Origin of the sequence: Nonlabens sp. SY33080, assembly GCF_011784885.1 — a bacterium.
Taxonomy (GTDB): Bacteria; Bacteroidota; Bacteroidia; order Flavobacteriales; family Flavobacteriaceae; genus Nonlabens; species Nonlabens tegetincola.
Genome location: NZ_CP050461.1, coordinates 2,778,344 through 2,802,735 on the forward strand (window position 1 = coordinate 2,778,344; position 24,392 = coordinate 2,802,735).

Consider the following 24,392-nt stretch of genomic DNA (forward strand, 5'->3'; position numbering starts at 1 on the left):
TAAACATACAGGTGACTTTACGGCTATTGAGCTGTATTATTCCACCACCAAGTATGAAGAGTTCTTGTAAACATGTGGTCAAAGTTACTACTGCATTTTGAAACAAACAAGAGTTAGCAAAATTTTAATATCCATCATCATGAATTCCGCTAACTGCTCTTCCAGAAGGGTCATTCATATTTTTAAATGCTTCATCCCATTCAAGAGCTACGGGTGTGGAACATGCAACAGACTTTAAACTAGGTACACAACTGGCAGCAGCGTCACTAGGAAAATGTGTGCTGAAAATATTGCGGTAGTAGTATTCTTCTTTGTTTTGTGGTGGATTAATTTTAAATTTATAAGGAGCTGCTTCCATCATTTCATCAGTAACTTCCTTTTCAACCATTTCTTTAAGAGTATCAATCCAGCTATAGCCTACACCATCACTAAATTGCTCTTTTTGTCGCCATGCTACACTTTTAGGAAGATAGTCTTCAAAGGCTTCTCTTAAAATATGCTTCTCCATTTTTCCATTACTGCACATCTTATCTTCTGGATTTAGTCTCATTGCAACATCCATAAATTCTTTATCTAGAAAAGGAACTCTTCCTTCGATTCCCCAAGCTGCAAGTGACTTATTTGCTCTTAAGTTGTCATAAAGGTGTAAGGTGTCTAGTTTGCGAACTGTTTCTTTATGAAATTCTTCCGCATTTGGTGCCTTATGAAAGTAAAGATAACCACCGAAAATCTCGTCACTTCCTTCACCTGATAAAACCATTTTTATACCCATAGACTTAATCACTCTAGCTAATAAATACATTGGTGTTGATGCTCTTACAGTTGTAACATCATATGTTTCTAGATAATAAATAACGTCTTTAATCGCATCTAATCCTTCTTGAATAGTGAAGTTTACCTCGTGATGCACGGTACCTATATGGTCTGCTACTACCTGTGCTGCTGCTAGATCTGGGCTACCTTTAAGTCCTATTGCAAAACTGTGTAGTTGAGGCCACCACGCATCGGCATGATCTCCCGTCTCTACTCTTCTAGATGCAAATTTCTTTGCGACTGCACTTACTAGAGAGCTATCTAAACCACCTGATAATAAAACACCATAAGGTACATCACTCATAAGATGACGTTTTACTGATTCTTCCATGGCCTTACGTAAGTCGGCAACTGAGCTTACATTTGATTTAACTGCATCATATTCTTTCCAATCTCTATCATACCATTTTGTGAAATCCTTATCTTCACTGTAATAGTAATGTCCTGGTGGGAAAGGTGAAATTTCGTTGCATGTTCCTTCCAAGGCTTTTAATTCACTAGCAACATAGAATTGACCTAGTTCGTCAGTTCCATAATATAAGGGTATTATTCCCTGATGATCTCTTGCACAAAGAAAAACATCTTTTTCACTGTCGTATAGTGCAAATCCATACATGCCTGTTAAATCATCTAAAAAGTCTACACCTTTTTCTTGGTATAAGGCTAGTATAACTTCACAGTCTGATTTTGTTTGAAACTCATAGTCATGGTATTGCATTCTGATTTCTTGGTGGTTGTATATTTCACCATTAACTGCAAGTACAACTTTCCCATCTGGACTATACAAGGGTTGTCCTCCCGATTGTGGATCAACAATAGTTAGTCTTTCGTGAGCAAGTATAGCTTTTTCACCACAATATATTCCAGACCAATCTGGACCACGATGTCTTAATTTTTTTGATAGTTCTAATACTGATTGACGTTGTTCTTTGCTGTCTTTTTTAAGTTCAAAGACTCCTACTATTCCGCACATAATTGTTGGTTTTTTTGGTTTAAATTTATTCAATAAAAAAAGGCCTACTATGAAGCAGGCCTTTTGTAATATTTATAAATACCAAGTCTACTTCATCGCTTTCGCAATAAATTATTATTAGAATTGATATTATTATTGTTTTTTAACATGTGTCAAAGATAGAATAAAATTTTTAAAATCAAAACTGAGTTTAAAAATCAATTAATGTGAGCCATTTTTTTTAATTACCTCAGGCATCTTAGCAGCAAAACGATTGAATCTAGGAATAGAGATGTTTTGTATGTAACTATTGTTAGGATGTAATCGTGCGTAATCTTGATGATAATCTTCGGCTACCCAAAATTTTTGAAAAGCTTTTACTTCTGCTGCAACTTTGTAACCTTCTTTTGTTAAAGCTTCAATTTTATTTTGAATAATCTGTTTTTGCTCGTCATTCTGATAAAAGATAATGCTTCGATATGCTTTTCCAATATCAGGTCCTTGACCGTTAACTTGCTCAATATTTTGGGAAGCAAAATAAACGTCAACTAGCGTTTTAAAACTAACTTTATTTGGGTTATAGATGATTTCATTTGCCTCTGCATGGTTGCCATGATTACGATAGGTTGGATTCTGCATGGTACCGCCAGAATAACCAGAAATGGATTCACTAACACCTTGTACGTTTTCGTAGATTTCTTCTACACACCAAAAACATCCACTAGCAAAATAAGCTCTTTCCATCCCATCTTGTGCTGGGACTTCAACAGGAGTTGCATAGGTGATTTCTTGCTGTGTGATTTCTTTGGTTTCATTTCCACATGCTGTGTTTATTAAAACCAGAAGCGTATACATTAAAAGTTTCATATTATATTTTTTTCAAAACTAGATATTAGGTTAATCCAGCCATATTAAAGAGCCGTTAAAAGCTGTAACAGAACTATCACAAAAGGATATAATAAAAAAAACCTCAACGTATAGTTGAGGTTTTTCAAGTAAGTTTTTTTAAGGATAATTATTTGACCTTAGAAAAAGTTTTTTGCATTTCTTCAGCTTGTTCTTCTGCAAGGGCTGCATCTACCAATATACGTCCAGAGTGCTCGTCAGTAATTATTTTTTTACGACTAGCAATTTCCACCTGTACTTGCGGTGGAATAGTAAAAAAGGAACCTTTTGAAGCGCCACGCTCTATAGGAACCACAGCTAGACCATTACGTACACTCTCTCTAATACGCTTGTATGCTTTAATTAAACGGTCTTCAATTTTAGTTGAGTAGTCGTTCGATAATTTAAGCAACGCATTTTCTTCCTTTTCAGTTTCCTTAAGGATCTCTTCAAGCTCAGATTTTTTATGCTTTAAGTGCTCTTCACGATCAGATAGTTTTTGTTTACTTTGGTCGATCACTTGTTTTTGCTGCTCGATTTGAGCTTTAAACTCCTTAATGTGCTTCTCAGCTAGTTGGATTTCTAGCTCTTGAAATTCTATTTCTTTAGAAAGCGAGTTAAACTCACGATTGTTTCTAACATTTTTTTGTTGTTCAGTGTATTTCGAGATCAAGGCTTTAGCCTCTTCAATCAAGTTTTTTCTATCACTGATGTTACCTTGCAATTCTTCTAAATGTACATTTAGTTTCCCTATACGTGCATTTAAACCTGCTACTTCATCTTCTAGATCTTGAACCTCTAGAGGTAGTTCTCCTCGTACGTTACGTATCTCATCTATTCTAGAATCAATTAATTGTAGGTTGTAAAGTTCTCTTAACTTCTGTTCTACAGTAGCTTCGTTCTTTTTTGCCATCGTCTAATAATAGTTTACTGGGTTTGTTTGCGCTTGTGCACAAAGAATTGCAAAATTAGTAAATTTTTCAGTAAGATATTCAGTTAAAAGATTTTTTGTAAACTGCTCACTCTCATAATGTCCAATATCGCACAATAGAATATCTTGACCTTGAAAAAAATCGTGGTATTTTAAATCTGCCGTAACGTAAGCATCTGCACCATAGCTTTTTGCGTTTTGAATAGCAAAAGCCCCAGATCCTCCTAACACTGCAACTTTTTTGATAGTACGCTTTCGCGAAAGCGAAGTTCTTATCGCATTATGGTTAAAAGTAGACTTAAGTGTTGATATAAAATCTTCTATTTCTAACTCTTCAGGAAATTCTCCTACACAACCCATTCCAATTTTTTGGTATGAATTTTCCAATGTTACTATTTCATACGCAACTTCCTCATAGGGATGTGATTCTTTGAGTGTTTTGAGAATTTTTGATTCGATATGTGGTAAATAGGTTATATGTAATTGTTTTTCTTTTTCTGTAGATCGAATTCCTGCCACTCCATATCGTGGATTGCTTAATTCATTACCCTTAAACGTTCCGTCACCATCAACACTGAAACCGCATTCCTTGTAATTACCTATGTGTCCAGCGCCGGATTGGAATAAAGTATTTTGTACTTGATCGAAATGCTCAATAGGTATGTAGGTGGTAAGTTTTTTAATGAGATTATTTTTAGGTGCAAGGGTTTTTAAATTTTGTAAACCTAGTTCTTGTGCCATTCTATAGCTTACACCACCGTGAGCAACATCTAGTGCTGTGTGCGTCGCATAGATCGCAATGTCATTTTTGATAGCTTTAATTATAACTCGTTTCACATAATCATCTGGTCTTAAATTTTTAATTCCTTTAAAGATTATAGGGTGAAATGCTACAATTAAATTACAGGATTTGTCAATTGCTTCATCTACCACATTCTCTAAGCAGTCTAAGGTTACTAAAACGCCAGTGATTGGTGTTTCGTAAGATCCCACTAAAAGACCTACGTTGTCAAAGTCCTCGGCATAACGTAACGGTGCTAATTTTTCTATGTAATTGGTGATGTCCCTAATAACTGTCATAAACCAGATTTAATCTAATGTAAAATTAGTCTACTTTTGGGTTATGATAAAATGGCGGCTTATTTTATATCCATTTTCTGTCTTGTACGATGGGATTACAAGAGTCCGTAATTGGGCATTTGATAAAGGTTTACTTGTTTCCAAATCGTACGATATTCCAGTAATTGCTGTAGGTAATTTAAGTACTGGCGGAACGGGAAAAACACCTATGGTGGAGTATTTGATTGAATTACTTGCGAATAAACGTGTTGCAGTACTGAGCAGAGGTTATGGACGTAAAACAAGAGGTTTTAAATATGTCGGTACCGATTCACTTCCAAAGGAAGTTGGAGATGAACCTGCTCAAATCAAACAGAAATTTGGTAATTCTATTGTAAGTGCTGTATGTGAAAGTAGAGTTGAAGGTATTGATAGAATAATTTCACAAAATACTGTAGATGTAATTATCCTAGACGACGCTTATCAACATAGATATGTAAAGGCAAGTGACTATATTTTACTTACTAGTTATGATAAGCTTTATAGTGATGATTTTGTATTACCTGCTGGTAATTTAAGAGAATCACGCAAAGGTGCTAGTAGGGCTACTTGTATCGTTGTTACAAAATGCCCAGTTAATCTAACTGATCAAAATAGACTGGAAATTAAAAAGAAACTACGAGTACTGCCTGAGCAAAAGTTATTTTTCAGCTATATTGATTATGAACAAAATGTAATTAGTGAAGGAGAATTATTGCCACTTAAATCACTAGACAATCAGACGATCGCTGCAGTAGCTGGAATAGCAAAACCTGCCTTCTTTTTTAAACATTTAGAGGAAAATCTAAATAATGTAGTTACTTATACTTATCAAGACCATTTCGATTATAATCATTCAACGGTTCAAAATTGGAGTGAAGATGTTATTATTACTACAGAAAAGGATTATGTTAAGCTTAAAAAGTTCAAGCAGCTCAATCTTTTTTATTTACCGATAAAAAATAAGTTCTTAGGGAACAAACTTGAATTAAATGATTTGAATATTTGAGAAAGCTCTTTGAATCTTTCCAAAGAATTCATCCATTTTAAAAGGTTTTGGTATAATATCATCAAAACCTATTTCTATCAATTCATCTTGAGCATTTTCTAGTGTTACAGCAGTAAGTGCTAGTAGTGGAGTTTTAGAGTTGAATTTGCGTATTTCGACAGTCGCTCTTTTTCCATCCATGACGGGCATATGAATGTCCATAAGGATAAGGTCATACTCGTTTGCTCTAGCCATAGCAACAGCTTCTTCACCATTATTTGCTACATCACATATAAATTCTTTTTGTTCAAGAATTTTCTTAGTAATCATTTGATTGATTTTGTTGTCCTCAACTATGAGAACTTTTTTCCCTTTTAATATTTCAAATTCTGGAGTTTCAGTTTTTAAAATAGGAGCTGTTTTGGCAGGTGTAGGAACTTCATCATGAGATCCGTAAACTGCGATTGGAGTAGGTGTTGGTGCCTTAGTATTATTACTATCTAATTGATCAACAAAAGAATTACTATCTGGATTATTAAAATCTATTGCAAAAGAAAAAACACTTCCTTTACCAACTTCGCTTTCGAGCTTTATTTCACTACCCATAAGAGTAACTAACTTCTTAACAATAGCAAGTCCTAAGCCTGTACCACCGTGTTCACGTGCAGTTTCTATATTTTCTTGGGTGAAATTTTCGAAAATTTGTTCTTGTCTATCCTTGGATATCCCTTTTCCAGTATCTTGAACCTCAAATAAAATCTTACTCTTTTCTTTAGATTTTTTAATTAGTTTAGTTTTTATAGTTATAGTACCATTACTTGTAAACTTGATACTATTTCCTAAGAGATTAATTAAAATTTGAGAAATCTTTACTGGATCTCCAACTAAAGAACTAGCAATAGCTTCATCATGAATAATCACAATTTTATTGTTTTTATCCTTGACCTGTTTGTCTAGAGTTTTAACTATATCTGCAATTCGTTTTCTTAAATCAAATTTTATTTCTTCTAACTCTACTTTGTTGGCTTCTAATTTATTAAAGTCAAGAATGTTGTCTATAAGAGATAAAAGATATTCACCTGATGACTTTAATGTTTCTAAATGTTCTTGTTGATCATCTCTAGGAGATGAACTTAAAAGTAAATGTGTAAGACCCGTAACGGCATACATAGGAGTTCGTAATTCGTGCGTAATGGTAGATAAAAAATCCGCTTTGATTTGTGCAGCATCTTGTGCTTTATTACGCTCATTTATAAGTGCCGATTTTTCATGAGCAAGTCGGCTGTTACGTTTTGCTTTGAGTATATTACGTCTGAACAATGCTAACGAAGTGATTGTTAAAAGAGTAATAAACATACAAAGTATGATGTAGTAATTCTCCTTGTTTTCTAATTCCTTGTCCTTTTGGGTAATTATTCCTTTTAATGACTCAATTTCACTATTTAAACTAGAAAGTTGTTTAGCATTTTCACCACCAATAAATCCATTGTCTTCAATAGTTTGAACATGCTTTTCTAGATATACTAAGCTATTTTGATAATCTTGTAGATCTCTGTAATGCTGCGCAAACAACTTATAGAGCTTAATTTCGAGAAGAGGAAATTGATTTTCTTTAATAAGTATTTGAGCTAGGCTATAATAAATATTCGCTTCTTCATAGTTATTTTTAGAATGTGCAATTTCTCCTAAAGTAAGGTAAGCTTGAGTTTGTTCATATTCCAGACCTTTTTCTTCAAGTCTAGGGATAAGATCGTTAAGTACCGCAGTAGTAACCGTATAATTTTTTTCAAAAAAGTTAAGTTGAGCAGTATATAATTCCGATTTCAAAAATAATCTATGAGTGTCACCTAATTTTTTGGTAATCGAAAAGGTAGATGTAAATACGGAGTCAGCTTTAGAGAATTCTTTTTTCAAGAATGCTTTTCTACCTTTTAAATACTCCAAATAAATGAAAGCATCCTGTGATAATTCCTCGTCTTTAAATTGCACAAAAGGTGATGTAGGATTTTCACCTGAAGAGGATTCTAACTCTAGTTCTATGAAATAAAGATCGAGTAAACGATCACCATAGTCATCATTGATTAATGTTCTAGAATCAATGATCAATGATTTAGCTTCATCAAAATCTCGTGAGTCAATAAGTCCTTCTACTCGTTCTAGTAGAACTCGAGATGCAGTATTCAACCCTTGATTTGTTTCACTATTGGAAACTTGTCCAAAAGCAAACACGCAACATAATTGTGCGAATAATAGCGCTATGTTTCGTAAAAGATTAATACTGTATTTTTTAGCCTAACAAATATATCATTCTAATTTCTGAGTATGTTAAATAATATACGAATTACCTCTATATAATGCAGTTCGTCGATAAAATACCCTTTAAAGGGTACTGATTTTTGCTGACAAATCTGCAAGGCGATTGGAATATCCTGTCTCATTATCGTACCACCCAATTAGTTTGACCATCTTTCCTATTACTGATGTCATACTGGAATCAAACACGCACGAATAAGGAGATCCGGCGATGTCCTTTGAAACGTAGGGCAGATCTGTGTACTCCATGATAGTATTGTTTTTAGCAGCATATTCATAGAAGGCTTTATTCACTTGTTCTATACTTACAACTTCTTCAACATTAATTGTCATATCTGTTAAACTGCCGTTGGGAACTGGAACTCTTATGCCACAACCGCCTATAACATTACTCAAGTCTGGAAATACCTTGGTTAATGCTTTAGCAGCACCTGTGGTGGTAGGTATAATAGATTGTGCTGCTGCTCTTGCTCTTCGTAAATCTCGGTGAGGTTGATCATGCAAACTTTGGTCACTAGTATAGCTGTGAACTGTAGAAATGTAAGCATTTTCAATTCCGCACAAGTCCTTTACCACTTTAATTAAGGGAGCAGCATTGTTTGTTGTACAACTAGCATTGGATACAATCAAATCCGAAGTTTCAAGAATTTCTTCATTAACACCTAGCACAATTGTCTTAATATCGTCGTCAATAGGCGGTGCGCTTAAAATAACTTTACTGGCACCTGCATCTAAATGTTTAGAAAGTTGAGATTTATGTTTGAATTTACCAGTCGCTTCAATTACAATATCAACATTTCTCCAATTGAGATCGTCAAGACTGTATTGAGTGCTATAAGCTATTCTTGACCCGTTAATAATTAAATCTTGATTTTCAAAAGAAACCTCAGCATCAGTTATACCATGAATACTATCATACTTAAACAAATGAGCCATCACCTCAATAGGGGCAATGTCATTTATGGCAACAACTTCAAGATCGTTACGAGACAATGTGGTTCTTAGAAAAGTACGACCTATACGTCCAAAGCCGTTTATAGCAACTCTAACCATAAATAGTAATTATAAAATGTGTTTATGAGCCTTGTAGGAGCTACGCACTAGTGCGCCACTTTCTACATGACGGAAACCCATTTCTAGACCAATGGTCTCATATTTTTTAAATTGCTCTGGCTTTATAAATTCTTTAACCGGTAAGTGTTTTTTACTAGGTTGTAAATACTGACCTATAGTCACAACGTCAACATTGTGAACTCTTAAATCACGCATGGTTTGAATTACCTCATCTTCTTGCTCTCCTAGACCTAGCATGATACCAGATTTAGTTCGATTAATTCCTTGCTCTTTTAAGTATTTAAGAACACCCAAACTTTGGTCATATTTTGCTTGAATTCTTACCTCACGAGTAAGGCGACGTACGGTTTCCATATTATGTGAAACAACCTCGGGATTAGCCTCGACGATACGGTCTAGGTTTCTTCTATTTCCTTGAAAATCTGGTATAAGAGTTTCTAGAGTTGTTTCTGGGTTCATTCTTCTAATGGCTGCTACAGTTTCTTGCCAAATGATAGATCCCATATCTTTAAGGTCGTCACGGTCTACACTCGTGATTACAGCATGTTTAATTCCCATGAGTTTGATGGAACGTGCTACTTTCTCAGGTTCTGCCCAATCGACATCATCTGGTCTACCCGTTTTTACTCCACAAAATCCACAAGATCTTGTACACGTATTACCTAGAATCATGAATGTAGCAGTTCCTTCTGTCCAGCATTCTCCCATGTTTGGACAACTACCACTTGTACAAATAGTATGTAGTTTATACTTATCTACAGTGCCACGCAGTTCTTTATACTTTTGACCTACAGGTAATTTTACCCTTAACCATTTTGGTTTACCTTTAGTTGGTGGTGCTACTGATTCTTGTACTGTATTCATACTACAAATTTAGTGAATGAGTCGGTAATAAACCTTAAAACTGTCTTAGTTCCACTGTGTCGGTTTCTGGATATTGTTATGCATCCATAATCCTAGTTGTGAAAATATAAGTAGTAGTTCTAAAATCGGATAGATAATGATGATATCGCTTTCGCGAAAGCGAGATAAACTAGACCCAACAACTATCCAAGAGGTGATGTATCTAGTAATAACAATTGCGGTAACAAATTCCCAGGGCGAAAAGGAAAATGCTAATGCCATAGTGATGAAGAATCCAAACTGCGAAAGATAAAAAAGCCCTAATAAGAACTTATGGCTTGATTTATAATATTGAGCTGTGTTGATATGTCTTCTTTTTTGACGCCACCAGGCTGCCCAGTTGTTTTTTGAATCGCTTGTTGTAAATGATTTAGGAGATGTGACTACACTGGTGTTTTTTTTGGTTGCTGCCTCGTTCACAAAAAGGTCATCATCACCACCCATAATCTTCATGTGAGACATAAAGCCGCTAGTGTCGTAGAAAAGTTTACTTGTGTAACCTAAATTACGTCCTACTCCCATATACGGATTACCCCATAAGGCATAACTAAAGTACTGCATTGCGGTAATAGCTGTTTCAAAGCGAACTAATGCATTGAGTAAGTTACCTTTTATCTTACTATAACCACCGTAACCTAAAGCAAGTTGTTTATCCATGCCGTAGTGGGCACTCATTTCAGTAATCCAATATTCTGTCGCTGGCTTACAATCAGCATCAATAAATAATAATTTGTCGTGACGTGCTTTCTTTATTCCTAAAGTAAGCGCGTACTTCTTGTTGCCCCAAAAGCTTTCATTATTGACCACGTTAACTAGGTGAACCTTATCGTCCTGCTCCATAAATTGCTCTATGACATCAAGAGAGTCATCTATGGAAGCATCGTTTACAATAATGATCTCGTAATTCGGGTGAATTTGATCTAGCAAAAAGGGAATATTCTTCTTAAGATGTTGTGCTGCGTTTTTTGCACATACAATCACGGATACAGGATCATCGCTGGATTGTGCTTGTGTACTATTTTTTTGAAAAATAAATTTACTGAAGAACACATAGTAAATAATATTTATCAAGGCAATAATGCCGAATAGAAATAAAGGCCAGTCAGCAATGCTCATTAATGAAAAGTTTAAGCTTGTGCTGTGTCGTTTTTACAATCCTGCTCTTCTGGTAATTTACCACATAGTGAACAGGCTTCTCCATCCTTGTTTAGATAAGGGTTTTGACTTGCACATGTTCCGGCAAATTTACCATCTTTTTTACCCCAAATTTTAATTGCGATACCAGCAACTGCAAGAGCTAATAGACCAAATGATATGAGAAATAATTTCATAGTGCAAAAATACAATTTACAATCTACTTAGATTGAACATTGCACTAATTTTATCTTAATGATAAGATAAACAGTTTCAATGGTATTACTGCTTAATTAAGTTTACTTCAGGATGAATTTTTATTCCAAATTTTGAATAAACCTGGTTTTGTATAAATTGAGCTAAATTTATAATGTCAGATCCAGTAGCATTACCATGATTAACCAGTACTAGTGCTTGTTTATCATGGACAGCCGCATCGCCATCCCTGTATCCTTTAAGTCCACATTTATCAATGAGCCATCCTGCAGGTACTTTAACCTGATCATCGTTTACTGGATATGATGGGATGTCATCATTCAATTCTAGTAGTTTATGGTAAGCAGCCTTATCAATGATTGGATTTTTAAAGAAGCTGCCACTGTTTCCTAATAGTTTAGGATCGGGTAATTTACTGCTTCTAATATTGATTACAGCCTGAGCTATTTGATCAATACTTTCTCCCTTATTTAGTTTATTAAGCTCTTCTTGGATAGCTCCATAGCTTGTTTTTACTTGATACTTATCAGTAAGGTTTAAGTCAGAAAGCTCTAGCGTAACAGAGGTAATTACGTATTTACCTTTAGCCTCATTTTTAAATATGGAATCTCTGTACCCAAATTTACAATCGTCAAGGAATAATGTTTTTTCCTCTTGGGTCTTTAAATCCAGAACCGTACATGAATAGAAGACATCCTTTAATTCGACTCCATAAGCACCAATGTTTTGGATAGGAGAGGTCCCTATATTACCTGGGATAAGAGCTAGGTTTTCAACACCAGCATATCGTTTTGAAATGCAATACATCACAAACTCGTGCCAGTTTTCACCAGCCATTGCTTGTAATCTAACGGTAGTGTTTTCTCTATAGACTTCCTTAATTCCTTTTATTAAAACATGAATTACAGGGGTTTCAATATCCTGGGTAATCAACATATTACTACCGCCGCCAAGTAAAAAAATAGTTTCACGACGGTAGTAAGATAAAGTTTCCTTAAGTTGTTCAATAGAGTTTGTAGGTGAGTACGCTTTCGCGAAAGCGGAAATACCAAAAGTATTAAACTCCTTGAGAGAAAAATTGTGATTTACTTGAATCAAGAATTGTAGGCTTTAAGGGCTTGGTCTAATATATTAACTGCTTTTTTTAACGATTCTTTTTCAAGGACATAGGCAATTCGTATTTGATTTTTACCCATTCCTGGTGTTGAGTAAAAGCCTGCCGCCGGTGCAACCATTATTGTTTCACCATCAACGTCAAAGTTTTCTAGGATCCATTGTGCAAAAACATCGGTATCTTCTACAGGTAATTGAGCTACACAATAGAAAGCTCCGCCAGGGTTTGCTACGGTCACTCCTGGGATTTCTTTGAGTCCAGCGATAAGAATATCTCTACGCTCTATGTATTCATTTATTACTTGATCAAAATAGGTTTGTGGTGTGTCTAATGCAGCTTCGGCAGCTATTTGAGCAAATGTAGGTGGGCTCAATCTGGCTTGTGCAAATTTCATGGCGGTTGCCATTACCTCTTTATTTTTAGAAACCATGCAACCTATACGAGCACCGCACATACTGTAACGTTTTGAAACGGAATCAATCATTATAGCGTGATTGTCTAATTCTTTCATGCTTAATACTGAGAAATGCTCGCGACCGTCATAAGCAAATTCTCTATACACCTCATCGGCAACTAGAAATAAATCGTGTTTTATAACAAGATCAGCTAGTTGTTGCATTTCCTCTTTAGTATACAAGTAACCAGTTGGGTTTCCTGGATTACAAATAAGGATAGCTTTAGTTTTATCAGTAATTAACTTTTCAAATTCACTGATGGCTGGTAATGCAAAATTGTTCTCTATGCTAGTTTCAATAGGCTTTACAGTTACACCACTAGCAGTTGCAAATCCATTATAGTTTGCATAAAATGGTTCTGGAATAATGACCTCGTCACCATAGTCACAAATACTTCCCATAGTGAATAATAGCGCCTCGCTTCCTCCAGTAGAAACAATAATATTATCGTCTTCCAATCCAAATCCAAGTTTGTTGTAATGGGCGATCAATTTATCTCTATAGGATTGATTACCTGCACTGTGGCTGTAAGATAGTACTTCAATATTAGCGCTTTGAACAGCATCAATAGCTTGTTCTGGTGTTTTAATGTCTGGTTGACCTATATTAAGTTGGTAGATATGCTTTCCTTCTTTCTTTGCTTGTTCTGCAAATGGTACCAGTTTTCTCACTGGTGATGAAGGCATTGCTGTACCTTTTTGGGAAATCTGTGGCATCTTTTTCTTTTTTGAGATACAAAAGTAAGGTTTAAGGCTGTTATGTACTAAAACAATTCGATTGCTTATCTTTATAATATATGCTTAAGAAAATTTTGTTTTTTATAGTTTTCATCCAACCCTTGTTGATGATTGCTCAACAAGATTATTTTACTTTTAAAAACGACCAAAAGAAAATTTTTGTTGAATTTGATAATTCTGGTGGATTAATCATAGTTCCCATAGAATTAAATGGCACCAAGCTCAACTTTATGTTAGATACTGGAGCCTCCAAAAATATTATTTATAATCTTAATGGTATTGATTCCCTTGAAATAAAGAAAGGAAAACAATTTAAACTTAAGGGTTATGGAAATAGGAATGGAGTGAATGCGTATGTAAGTGATAATAATGTTTTAAAATTAGGAGATTATGTTAACGAGCAAGCAAGAATTTTTATACTAGCAGAAGAGCAACTATCCCTTTTCAATTTTATAGGAGTGGAAATTAATGGGGTAATAGGTGCTAGTTTTTTTAAAAATGCGGTAGTTAAAATAGATTACGAAAAAAACTATATAACATTAACTCAGGACATAAAGTATTTAAGAGGTTTAAGGCGTTATGATTCAATTCCCATACAACTCTCAAGTGGTAAACCTTATATAAAGAGTGAAATAGTTGAAGCTGATAATTCCTATAATGCCGATGTTTTAATAGATACCGGAAGTAACGACGCTTTATGGATTAATAAACGACCACAGCAATTTAAAATTCCAGAAAAGAATTTTTACGACTTTTTAGGTTTTGGTCTTAATGGGGAAATAAGTGGTTACAGGACTAAGTTAGATCAACTAAATTTCGGGAGCTTCAATTTGCAAAGAATTACTTCATCATTTCCAGATATTAAAGAGTCAAAATTATTGAATTCTAAAAACTTGCTGTCTAGTATTGGCGCAGAGGTGCTTAAGAGGTTTTTCTTAATTTTAGATTACAGAAACAATACAATTTACCTACAGAACACTAGGAAATATCGTGACGGATTTTATTACAATATGTCAGGTATTACAGCAAAATTAGGAAAACGTGAGATTTTCTATAGTTATGAAAGCAAGGCGGAAAATGGTTATGGTAATGAGGTGGATGCGCAGTTAATTCAATTAGATAAACCCGAATATGACATTGTTCAAATACCAGGTATTTACATTGATCAAATCAGAGTAAATAGCGAAGCAGAAAAGGCAGGCTTGCAAGTAGGAGATCAAATTGTCAAAATAAATGGAAGATCTTTCCCCTATTTAACTTTGAATGAGGTAAATGACTTTTTTTACACTAATCCACATTCAACTATTAGGATTACGATTAAAAGAAATGGCAAACAAAAAAGGTATAAGTTTAAACTTATACCTTTAATAGATTAGTTGATAAGCTAATTATTCAATCACGCGTCCCTTTAGTCGCAAAGCAACTTGTTTTTCTTTGATATTAGTAATTACGGTTAGCGTTTTTACGATAGGCCCAATTTTTTTGGTATCATACTTGACTTTAATTACACCAGTTTCTCCAGGTGCAATTGGCTTTTCGGGCTGTTCCAAAATATCGCATCTGCATGAGGAATAGATTTGATAAATTTTTAGAGGATGTTCGCCTGTGTTTTTAAACTTAAAAGTTCTCACACCATCACTGTCTTTTTTAATCTCACCATAGTCAATTGTAGTAGTTTCAAACTCCACAGTTGTCATAGGGTCTAGGGTAGAAGGTTTTTGAGCAACACCCATTTGGGTAAAGCTTAAAAATGCTACCAGTAGTATAAGATTTTTCATCATTTACTTTTTTAGATTTTAAAGGTAAACTAACTCATTTAAAATAGCAGTTAATGCCAGATATAATTTAAGTTAATAGTACTTTTGTCGAAGAAATTTCAAAAATCAAGCCAAACATGTCCCTTGCAACAAAATATGATTCTCAAAAAGCAGAGCAAAAGTGGTACGACTACTGGATGGAAAACGACTTCTTCAAATCTGTTCCAGATGATAGAGAAAGTTATACCATAGTAATTCCGCCGCCTAATGTTACTGGAGTTCTACATATGGGGCACATGCTTAATAATACGATTCAGGATGTTCTTATTAGAAGAGCTAGGTTAAAAGGATATAATGCCTGCTGGGTTCCAGGAACTGATCATGCTAGTATCGCAACCGAGGCAAAGGTGGTGAAGAAGCTTAAAGAGCAAGGTATTGATAAAAATGACCTTACACGAGAGGAATTCCTTGAACATGCTTGGGATTGGACTCATGAATATGGTGGGATAATCCTTGAACAGCTTAAAAAATTAGGAGCTAGTTGCGATTGGTCTCGCACAAAATTTACCATGGATGACGACATGTCAGCTAGTGTGATAAAAGTATTTGTGGACCTTTTTAATAAAGGTAAAATTTATCGTGGATATCGTATGGTAAATTGGGATCCGCAAGCTAAAACTACCTTAAGCGATGAAGAGGTTATTTATGAAGAAAGAAATGGACATCTCTATCATCTAGCTTATAACCTAAAGGATAGTGATGATAAGGTGATCATCGCAACAACCAGACCCGAAACAATCCTGGGTGATACGGCAATATGTGTTCATCCTGAAGATGAAAGGTATCAAAATTTGATAGGTAAAACAGTTATAGTTCCTATTGTTAATCGAGAAATACCAATTATTGCTGATGAGTATGTAGATATGGAGTTTGGTACAGGATGTTTAAAAATAACTCCTGCACACGATGAAAATGACTATAAGTTAGGGGAAAAACACGATCTAGAAATCATTGATATTTTCAATGAAGATGGTAGCCTTAATAGTTATGGTTTGCACTATCAAGGTAAGGATAGATTTGAAGTGCGCAAGTTGATTGCAAAAGAATTAGAAGAGAAAAATTACCTTGTCAAAAAGGAAAACCATATTCATAAGGTAGGTACTAGTGAACGAACCAAAGCAGTCATAGAACCTAGATTGTCTGATCAATGGTTCTTAAAAATGGAAGAACTAGCTCAACCTGCAATAAAGGCTGTAAAAGAAGATATTGTAGAGTTGTTACCAGCTAAGTTTAAGTCTACTTATTTCCACTGGATGGATAACGTTAGAGATTGGAATATATCTCGTCAGTTGATGTGGGGACAACGTATTCCTGCTTATTACTATGGAGATGGAAAAGAGGATTTTGTAGTAGCTGAGAGTATAGAGGATGCTCTTACGCTTTCGCGAAAGCGAACTAACAATAACAATCTACAAGAACAGGATTTAAGACAGGATAATGATGTTCTTGACACTTGGTTTTCCAGTTGGCTGTGGCCTATATCGGTTTTTAATGGTATTCTAGAACCTGAAAATAAAGAGATCAACTATTATTATCCTACGCGAGATCTTGTGACAGGTCCAGATATTCTTTTCTTTTGGGTGGCACGTATGATTGTAGCTGGATATGAGTATAAGGATGAGAAACCGTTTGATAAGGTTTATTTAACTGGACTTGTAAGGGATAAGCAACGACGTAAAATGTCTAAGTCATTAGGGAATTCACCTGATGCGCTTAAGTTAATTGAAGAGTTTGGTGCTGATGGTGTAAGAGTAGGACTTTTATTAAGCAGTGCTGCAGGTAATGACCTTATGTTTGATGAAAGCTTATGCCAGCAAGGAAAAGGTTTCGTAAATAAAATGTGGAATGCATTTAGACTAATAAAAGGTTGGGAAATTGATACAAAAATAGAACAACCTTCTTATGCTAAACAAGGAATCCAGTGGTTCCAATCTAGGTTTGCGCAAGTATTAGATGAGGTTGAGGATCACTATTCAAAATATAGAATTAGTGATGTTTTAATGAGCTCCTACAAATTAATTTGGGATGATTTTTGTGGATGGCTGTTGGAAATTATTAAACCAGAATACGGTCAACCTATTGACGCTTTAACCTATAAGCAGGTTATAGAGTTGTTTGAAAATAATTTGCGATTAATTCATCCATTTACTCCTTTTATAAGTGAGGAGATCTGGCAAAGTATTACTGATCGTAAAGTCGAAGATGCATTGTGTATTAACACATGGCCTACGACTGTAAAACCAGATGATAAATTACTTGTGGATTTTGAGATGGTTAAAGACATCATATCTGGTATAAGAACGGTGCGTAAGGAAAAGCAAATTTCATTTAAAAATGAAATCTCTTTAAGTGTTATAAATAATGAAGGTTTATCTGCAGATTATAATGATCTCATCATGAAAATGGGTAATGTTGATTCAATTATGCAGGTAACTGATCAATTATCTGGAGCAGCTAGTTATAGAGTTAAATCAAATGAATACTTCATACCCTTATCAGGAAACGTTGATACGGCTGCAGAGTTAGAGAAATTAGAGGCTGAATTAAAGCGTGCGCAGGGATTCTTATTAGGAGTTCAAAAGAAATTGTCTAATGAAAGATTCATTGCCGGAGCTCCTGAAAAAGTAGTCGAGCTTGAACGTAAAAAAGAAGCAGATGCTCTTGCAAAAATTGATACTATTAATGCTAGTATTGAAGCTCTAAAATAATGAGTACAGGTAATATAATTTTAATATTACTAGGCAGCCTGATAGTGGTAGCTTTATGTGTGCTGCTAACTATCTGTTTGCTTAAGAAATTATTGAAACGATGAATGTAATCTCTACCATTGCTATAATTTTTATCGCCATTGTAGTTTGTGTAGCTGCGCTGGCAATATATATTCTAAAGAAAAAATAGTAGTTATATAGTGATTCTTTGGTGATGGATCACTTGTGTTTACCAAGGTTTAGGGTATAGATCTTCAACGATTTTTATATACCTTCTTTTAGCCTCGCTTTTAGATATATTTTGAACTTGAATTAAAGCATTCATTTTGAAGCCTTGTCGCAAATCATTTAATTCAAAGGATCGATTACTTACATAAGGCTCATCTATAGCTCTTTTGTAGTATGCATAAAGATGTAATTGAGTAGCAAGAGGAACTTCGGACTGTTCCTCAGAACTCGCTTTGTGAAAAGCTGATTCAAAGTACTTATCCAATTCTTTACCTTTAAGAGAATTTAGCCAATGTGGTAATTCCACCTTTTACTTTTTGATTAAGTGATACTTTAACTTCTGTGTCTATGGGTAGATATACGTCTACTCTAGAGCCAAATTTAATAAAACCGCTATCATTACCTTGAATAGCTTGTTCACCTTCATTGGCGTAATTAACAATGCGTTTTGCAAGTGCACCTGCTATTTGTCTATACATTACTTGCAATTTATTTTTATGATTGATAACAACAGTTGTGCGTTCATTTTCCTCACTAGCTTTTGGGTGCCATGCCACCAAGTATTTTCCTGGATGGTATTTGCTATAAGCAATGGAGCCTCCAATTGGATACCGAGTTACATGAACATTGATAGGAGACATAAAAACGCTTATCATTAAACGTTCTTCCTTAAAATATTCATTCTCCTGTACTTTCTCGATTACAACTACTTTACCATCAACAGGTGATATTATATTGGTTTCGCTTATTGGTGTAGATCTCTTTGGGTTTCTAAAAAATTGCAGAATTAGAATTAAAAAAACAATCGATAATATCCCTACAGCTACTGTAATCCAATGTGGAGGATTGAAATAGGAAACACCTAAATTTAAGGCTCCTGTTATTAAAACAGATATCAGAATAATTTTTGATCCCTCTTTATGAAACATAATTAATAATTAAGAATGTAAGATAAGCAAATGGCGCTGCAAAGATAATACTATCCATGCGGTCAAAGATACCACCATGACCTGGCATGATACTACCACTGTCTTTTATTTGTGCCTGTCTTTTAAATTTAGATTGAATTAAATCACCTAGTGTTCCAAAAAACGCAACTACAAAAGCTATAATTATCCAATGGTATATGGTGTAATCTGTTATTCCTATATTTTGTAAATAAAAGAATAGACCAACACCTGTAAGCATTGCCATAACCAACCCACCTACAAATCCTTCCACGGTTTTTTTAGGTGAGATGCGTTGCATTAATTTATGCTTACCAAAGTTTTTACCAAATAAATAGGCAAAGCTGTCATTGGACCATATGATTGTAAATAGACCAATTATTAATTCTGGTTTGTAGCTTTCTAAAACATCTGGTATTAATGCTAAGAATAAACTTGATCCAATCAAATATAATAACGCAATAAAGTGTTTTTTTGAATTGAAAAGGGGAATACGATCTGTAAGTATTAAGTCTCTAATAAGGTATAGATTTACTGCTAGTGTTCCAGCTAATAATGCATATATCACATAAAGATAATAATCGTCCAAAGGATCGGGCCACACATTATACCTTACCAGTAAAAGGTAAGCGGCAGGTAGTACGGGATATATTAACCATTGCTTTAGCCTTATCATTGGCATAAGCTCTATCAAGCAAAAAAAGGCAAACAAACAAAATAAACCTATAAACACATCTCGTGAATATAGGGCGCTTAATACCACTAGGGAAACGTATACAATTCCCGAAATAGAACGAACTAATAATTCTCTCATTATAAATCTTCTAATAATAAAAGATAGAGTCTTTTATTAGGTGCTCCATAAGTTTCAATATCCTTACTTTCTTTGCCATCGCCATCTTTAAAGTTTTTAAGAGTAGTAATGTTAGTAGGGATGTATGTTTTACTACGGTGTTTAATGCCTCTCAAACCTTCACCTATATTTTCTACAATCTGACTAGTGCTTGCTAGGACAACAAAGGTGTTAGGTAATTCAGGTAATTTACATTCCTTAATCTGATTTGAAGAAAATAATAAAGCTCCTTTGTCACTTATTAGATATTCACAAGTGGTCAAAAAGAAACTACTGGAGCGATTACTTCCCTCAAAATTCAAGTTGAAATTAGGAAATCTTTGTTGTAATTGCTTATCGTGACAAAAAACATCCTTTTCAAAAAAATCATGTTCAACTAAAATATCTTCGAAGTTTGCTTGAATTTCTTCTTCATTTACCGAGTAGAGTAATCTTCCACCTTGTTGGATAAAATGATGAAAAAATTGTTCGTCTAAAGGCAGTTTTTTTTCAGGCATGTATTTAGAGCGCTCATTATCAGTGCTCTTTGATTCATCGCTTTCTGTTGATTTTTTAAAAAACTTGCCGAATATGCCCATTCTATAAGCAAAAGGATTTAGGGTTGATGTAAATATACTTTTTTAACTAAAAGCATACAAACTATTCTTCTTCATCCTTGCTTGTAGCTGCATCAGTTTCAGTACCGCTTATAGCTGACTTTAATGCAATCGGTTTTTCCTTGATAAAAGGTCTTTTACCAAATATGCGTTCCAAGTCATCCTTGAAGATCACCTCTTTTTCTAAAAGTAATTCTGCCAGTTCGGTTAATTTATCTTGATTGTCTGTCAAGATTTGAATAGCACGTTGATACTGCTCCTCAATAATTTTTGATATTTCTTTATCAATAATTACAGCTGTTTCCTCACTATAAGGTTTGGTCATAGAATATTCTTGTTGACCACTGCTGTCATAATAGGTGATATTACCTATTTTATCATTAAGACCGTAAATAGTCACCATAGCCTTAGCTTGTTTAGTGACTTTTTCTAAATCACTTAAAGCTCCCGTTGAGATTTTATTGAAAATCACCTTTTCTGCTGCACGACCACCCATAGTTGCACACATCTCGTCAAGCATCTGTTCTGGTCTTACAATTTGTCTTTCTTCAGGTAAATACCATGCTGCTCCCAGAGATTGTCCACGAGGAACAATGGTAACCTTAACTAATGGCGCTGCATGCTCAGTCATCCAGCTTACAGTTGCGTGACCAGCTTCATGATAAGCAATTGTCTTTTTCTCACTAGGTGTGATTAACTTATTCTTCTTTTCAAGTCCACCTACAATACGGTCTACCGCATCTAAAAAGTCTTGTCTAGTTACTGCCTTTTTACCTTTTCTCGCAGCGATAAGTGCTGCCTCGTTACAAACATTGGCAATATCGGCTCCAGAGAATCCAGGTGTTTGTTTCGCAAGAAATGAAGTGTCTAGTTCTTCATCTACTTTCTTAAGTGGTCTTAAGTGAACTTCAAAAATTTGTTCACGTTCTCTTACATCTGGTAGGTCTACATAAATTTGACGATCAAATCTACCTGCTCTCATCAATGCTTTATCAAGTATGTCACCACGGTTGGTTGCAGCAAGCACAATCACATTTGTATTGGTGCCAAAACCATCCATTTCTGTCAATAATTGATTAAGTGTATTTTCACGCTCGTCGTTTGATCCAGAAAAATTAGATTTACCTCTTGCACGACCGATAGCATCAATCTCATCAATAAAAATAATAGATGGTGATTTTTCTTTAGCTTGTTTAAAGAGATCACGTACTCTACTTGCACCTACACCTACAAACATTTCTACAAAGTCTGATCCACTTAATGAGAAGAAAGGAACTTTTGCTTCACCAGCTACCGCTTTAGCAAGTAATGTTTTACCTGTACCAGGCGATCCTATCAAAAGGGCTCCTTTAGGAATTTTACCACCTAGCGAAGTATATTTTTCTGGATTTTTAAGAAAATCTACGATTTCTTGAACTTCTTCTTTAGCACCTTCTAATCCTGCAACATCTTTAAAAGTTGTTTTAATATCAGTTTTTTGGTCAAAAAGCTTTGCTTTTGATTTACCTATGTTAAAAATTTGGCCACCAGCGCCACCACCAGCTCCAGCACTCATCCTACGCATGATAAAAATCCAAATCGCAAGAATTATAATAAAGGGTAGGAAGGTGCCTACGTAACTTAAAAATCCTTCCTCTTCTGGGTCAAAAGTATATTCAGTATCCAGATTATTCTGTTCTTTTATCTCAGAAAATTTTTCTTCAAACTTTTCTTGTGAACCATAATTTGCAACATATTGTGGTATAGGAATATTTGATCCTACCTCACTACCTCGTTTAGCATCTTTATGCTGGTCTTCTTTTTTTGCTTCATCAGTAAGAAAAATGTTAGCTTTTCTTCTGTTACCTACAATAACAACCTTTTTTACATCACCGTCTTTTAGGTAAGTATAGAAGTCTTGTATAGATATTTCTTTTGGTGAGTATAATTGGTCAGTAAATAGACTGTATCCAAAAAATAATAATCCCAAAGGAATAATAATCCACCAAATGCTGAATTTTGGTTTACCTGAATTCATTAAAGGTTTACGTGGATCTTTATTAGGTGCTTTTTTATCAGACATGTTTTTCTTCTTCAATTTTAGTAAGTACTTTCAATAACTGTGATTTTTGCATCACCCCATAATCCTTCTAGGTCGTAATATTCTCTAATAGGTTTCTGAAAAACGTGAACAACTACATCAACATAGTCAATAAGTACCCATTCACCTTGATCTGTACCTTCTACATGCCAGGCTTTTTCTTGCAATTCTTTACTTACTTTCTTCTGAATAGAGTTAACGATAGCGTTAACTTGAGTATTGGAGTTACCGTTGCAAATAATGAAGTAACTAGTTACGGTATTTTCTAAATCCCTTAGGTCCATTATAGTAATGTCATTTCCTTTGACATCTTCTATTCCGGCAATTATTTGGCTTATTAATGTATCTGTAGGTACTGCTGTTTTAATCATTAAAAACTTTTTGTTAAGTACAAATTTATTTCTTTTTTGTTCTAGAATTGCACTTTATTCATTAAACTACAATTAAATTCTAGATTTGAACATTGTCAAATTATATGCCACTACCTCTACAAATGATGAATTGAGGTCTCGCTTTCGCGAAAGCGAACTCACTCACCTTACTACTGTTGTTGCTTACAAACAGTCGGCAGGCAAAGGACAGCTTGGAGCAAAATGGCACTCTGAGCCTGGTAAGAATCTAACTTTCAGTTTTTTACTTGATAATTCAAAGGTGAGTCTTACACCATTTCAAATTAATAAATGGATAACCGTAAGTTTAGTATCGTGGCTTAAAAACCATCTTGGCATAAAGGCAGATATTAAATGGCCAAACGACATTCTGGCAGTTAATCATAAACTAGCAGGAATTCTCATCGAAACTGTCTATTCAGGTAGTTCACTAAGCCATGCGATCGTTGGTATAGGTCTTAATGTTAACCAGGATGAGTTTCCCGATTCCCTGAAAGCGATCTCACTTAAATTAATAACGGGTAAACAGTTCAACCTAGATGAGTTACTATTTAGCTTTGTTCAATATTTGAATGTTTCAAATTATGAAATTAAGGAGTTTATAAATGACTACAACAGTCACTTATATAAACTGGGTAGGACTCTCAATTTTGAATACCTTGATAGGCCTATTACAGCAACCATTATCGGTGTAACTGAGAACGGTTTGTTGGAGTTAATGACTACTGATAGTCAATACCTCACAGCAGACTTAAAAGAACTTAAATGGTTTTACTAGAATTGTTCTAGTCCTTTGGCTAGTTGCTCCAAAAATTTCTTGATAGGGCCTTTAATCATCATAGCCATCATAGGATTAAAATCTCCTGTAAAAAATAATTGAGCCTCACTACCAGCTTCTTTATCTTCAATATCACAGATTAGACTAAAATCAAACTTATCACTTGCTGAGCCTAAAACAACTTTAGAATAAGGGTTTTGCTCTTTAAGTTGAAGCTTTATTTCTGGCATTCCTTTAAGTCCAAAGAGAAAACTATCATCACCTCTTAATTCAAACTTTGTATCATCGGGCATGAGCTCCTTGAAATTAGCAACGTTTGTTAAAAACGTGTACAATTCTTCTGGATTCTTTTGAGTTGTTACTTTACGGCTTTCTAAATTCAT

General features: G+C 34.7%; 23 protein-coding genes. 4 read left to right on the top strand and 19 right to left on the bottom strand.

Translation table 11 applies throughout. The features are described from left to right. Positions 1-124 precede the first annotated feature (124 nt). From asnB to HCN53_RS12615, 4 genes are all read right to left on the bottom strand, one after another. Positions 125-1,786, bottom strand: a complete 1,662-nt coding sequence (asnB, locus tag HCN53_RS12600) for an asparagine synthase B (protein ID WP_167343188.1) — start codon at positions 1,784-1,786, stop codon at positions 125-127. A 201-nt stretch (positions 1,787-1,987) separates the two neighbouring features. Further along, positions 1,988-2,632 (bottom strand): peptide-methionine (S)-S-oxide reductase MsrA, encoded by a 645-nt coding sequence (gene msrA, locus HCN53_RS12605; protein ID WP_167343189.1) that lies wholly within the window; start codon positions 2,630-2,632, stop codon positions 1,988-1,990. Between the two features lie 148 nt (positions 2,633-2,780). Next, the gene (locus HCN53_RS12610) at positions 2,781-3,563 is read right to left on the bottom strand and encodes a zinc ribbon domain-containing protein (RefSeq protein ID WP_060523034.1); all 783 of its coding nucleotides are present in this window, start codon (positions 3,561-3,563) and stop codon (positions 2,781-2,783) included. A 3-nt stretch (positions 3,564-3,566) separates the two neighbouring features. Then, entirely contained in the window at positions 3,567-4,661 is a 1,095-nt protein-coding gene (locus HCN53_RS12615; RefSeq protein WP_167343190.1) for a Nif3-like dinuclear metal center hexameric protein, read from the bottom strand. A gap of 43 nt (positions 4,662-4,704) precedes the next feature. Between HCN53_RS12615 and lpxK the strand changes: the two genes are divergently transcribed. Beyond that, positions 4,705-5,688, top strand: a complete 984-nt coding sequence (lpxK, locus tag HCN53_RS12620; RefSeq protein ID WP_167343191.1) for a tetraacyldisaccharide 4'-kinase — start codon at positions 4,705-4,707, stop codon at positions 5,686-5,688. Here lpxK and HCN53_RS12625 read toward each other — a convergent pair. The 7 genes from HCN53_RS12625 to HCN53_RS12655 all read right to left on the bottom strand — a co-directional run bounded on the left by HCN53_RS12625 (position 5,668) and on the right by HCN53_RS12655 (position 13,592). Then, positions 5,668-7,896, bottom strand: coding sequence for an ATP-binding protein (locus HCN53_RS12625; RefSeq protein ID WP_167343192.1), 2,229 nt, complete (start codon positions 7,894-7,896; stop codon positions 5,668-5,670). The genes lpxK and HCN53_RS12625 overlap by 21 nt on opposite strands. Positions 7,897-8,046: 150 nt before the next feature. Then, positions 8,047-9,033 (bottom strand): type I glyceraldehyde-3-phosphate dehydrogenase, encoded by a 987-nt coding sequence (gap, locus tag HCN53_RS12630; RefSeq protein ID WP_167343193.1) that lies wholly within the window; start codon positions 9,031-9,033, stop codon positions 8,047-8,049. A gap of 9 nt (positions 9,034-9,042) precedes the next feature. Next, positions 9,043-9,918, bottom strand: coding sequence for a lipoyl synthase (lipA, locus tag HCN53_RS12635; protein ID WP_167343194.1), 876 nt, complete (start codon positions 9,916-9,918; stop codon positions 9,043-9,045). 45 nt (positions 9,919-9,963) lie between these two features. Next, positions 9,964-11,073 carry a glycosyltransferase gene (locus tag HCN53_RS12640; RefSeq protein WP_167343195.1) on the bottom strand — a complete coding sequence of 370 codons (1,110 nt, stop codon included), beginning with the start codon at positions 11,071-11,073 and terminating at the stop codon, positions 9,964-9,966. A gap of 11 nt (positions 11,074-11,084) precedes the next feature. Then, positions 11,085-11,288 (bottom strand): hypothetical protein, encoded by a 204-nt coding sequence (locus HCN53_RS12645; protein WP_042278838.1) that lies wholly within the window; start codon positions 11,286-11,288, stop codon positions 11,085-11,087. Positions 11,289-11,373: 85 nt separating this feature from the next. Continuing rightward, a complete protein-coding gene (murB, locus tag HCN53_RS12650) occupies positions 11,374-12,405 on the bottom strand; it encodes a UDP-N-acetylmuramate dehydrogenase (protein WP_317168774.1) in 1,032 nt (343 codons plus the stop codon). Beyond that, positions 12,402-13,592: a pyridoxal phosphate-dependent aminotransferase gene (locus HCN53_RS12655; RefSeq protein WP_060523027.1), complete on the bottom strand. Its 1,191-nt coding sequence runs from the start codon at positions 13,590-13,592 to the stop codon at positions 12,402-12,404. The genes murB and HCN53_RS12655 overlap by 4 nt, the downstream gene beginning before the upstream one ends. Before the next feature lie 80 nt (positions 13,593-13,672). On the opposite strand from HCN53_RS12655, the gene HCN53_RS12660 reads away from it, so the two are divergent. Next, positions 13,673-14,989, top strand: a complete 1,317-nt coding sequence (locus HCN53_RS12660; RefSeq protein ID WP_167343196.1) for an aspartyl protease family protein — start codon at positions 13,673-13,675, stop codon at positions 14,987-14,989. Between the two features lie 12 nt (positions 14,990-15,001). Here HCN53_RS12660 and HCN53_RS12665 read toward each other — a convergent pair whose 3' ends face one another. Then, positions 15,002-15,391 (bottom strand): DUF1573 domain-containing protein, encoded by a 390-nt coding sequence (locus HCN53_RS12665; protein WP_167343197.1) that lies wholly within the window; start codon positions 15,389-15,391, stop codon positions 15,002-15,004. A gap of 116 nt (positions 15,392-15,507) precedes the next feature. Here HCN53_RS12665 and HCN53_RS12670 point away from each other — a divergent pair, with 116 nt between their 5' ends. Beyond that, positions 15,508-18,138: a valine--tRNA ligase gene (locus HCN53_RS12670; protein ID WP_167343198.1), complete on the top strand. Its 2,631-nt coding sequence runs from the start codon at positions 15,508-15,510 to the stop codon at positions 18,136-18,138. 229 nt (positions 18,139-18,367) lie between these two features. Here the strand turns inward: HCN53_RS12670 and HCN53_RS12675 are convergent, their stop codons facing one another. The 6 genes from HCN53_RS12675 to rsfS form a co-directional block, all read right to left on the bottom strand. Then, positions 18,368-18,673 carry an acyl-CoA-binding protein gene (locus tag HCN53_RS12675; RefSeq protein ID WP_105018448.1) on the bottom strand — a complete coding sequence of 102 codons (306 nt, stop codon included), beginning with the start codon at positions 18,671-18,673 and terminating at the stop codon, positions 18,368-18,370. Next, on the bottom strand, positions 18,642-19,295 hold the full coding sequence (locus HCN53_RS12680; protein WP_167343199.1) for a phosphatidylserine decarboxylase family protein: 654 nt from the start codon (positions 19,293-19,295) through the stop codon (positions 18,642-18,644). Before HCN53_RS12680 ends, HCN53_RS12675 begins: the two co-directional genes overlap by 32 nt. Next, positions 19,285-20,127, bottom strand: coding sequence for a phosphatidate cytidylyltransferase (locus HCN53_RS12685; RefSeq protein WP_105018450.1), 843 nt, complete (start codon positions 20,125-20,127; stop codon positions 19,285-19,287). Before HCN53_RS12685 ends, HCN53_RS12680 begins: the two co-directional genes overlap by 11 nt. Further along, positions 20,127-20,663 (bottom strand): LUD domain-containing protein, encoded by a 537-nt coding sequence (locus HCN53_RS12690; RefSeq protein ID WP_317168775.1) that lies wholly within the window; start codon positions 20,661-20,663, stop codon positions 20,127-20,129. Before HCN53_RS12690 ends, HCN53_RS12685 begins: the two co-directional genes overlap by 1 nt. Before the next feature lie 142 nt (positions 20,664-20,805). Continuing rightward, entirely contained in the window at positions 20,806-22,824 is a 2,019-nt protein-coding gene (gene ftsH, locus HCN53_RS12695; RefSeq protein ID WP_240919363.1) for an ATP-dependent zinc metalloprotease FtsH, read from the bottom strand. 17 nt (positions 22,825-22,841) lie between these two features. Next, a complete protein-coding gene (gene rsfS / locus HCN53_RS12700) occupies positions 22,842-23,213 on the bottom strand; it encodes a ribosome silencing factor (RefSeq protein WP_167343200.1) in 372 nt (123 codons plus the stop codon). Between the two features lie 85 nt (positions 23,214-23,298). Between rsfS and HCN53_RS12705 the strand changes: the two genes are divergently transcribed. Further along, a complete protein-coding gene (locus HCN53_RS12705) occupies positions 23,299-24,009 on the top strand; it encodes a biotin--[acetyl-CoA-carboxylase] ligase (RefSeq protein ID WP_167343201.1) in 711 nt (236 codons plus the stop codon). On the opposite strand, the gene HCN53_RS12710 is transcribed toward HCN53_RS12705, so the two are convergent. Continuing rightward, complete coding sequence (locus tag HCN53_RS12710; RefSeq protein WP_167343202.1) at positions 24,006-24,392, bottom strand: SRPBCC family protein; 387 nt, start codon at positions 24,390-24,392, stop codon at positions 24,006-24,008. The genes HCN53_RS12705 and HCN53_RS12710 overlap by 4 nt on opposite strands.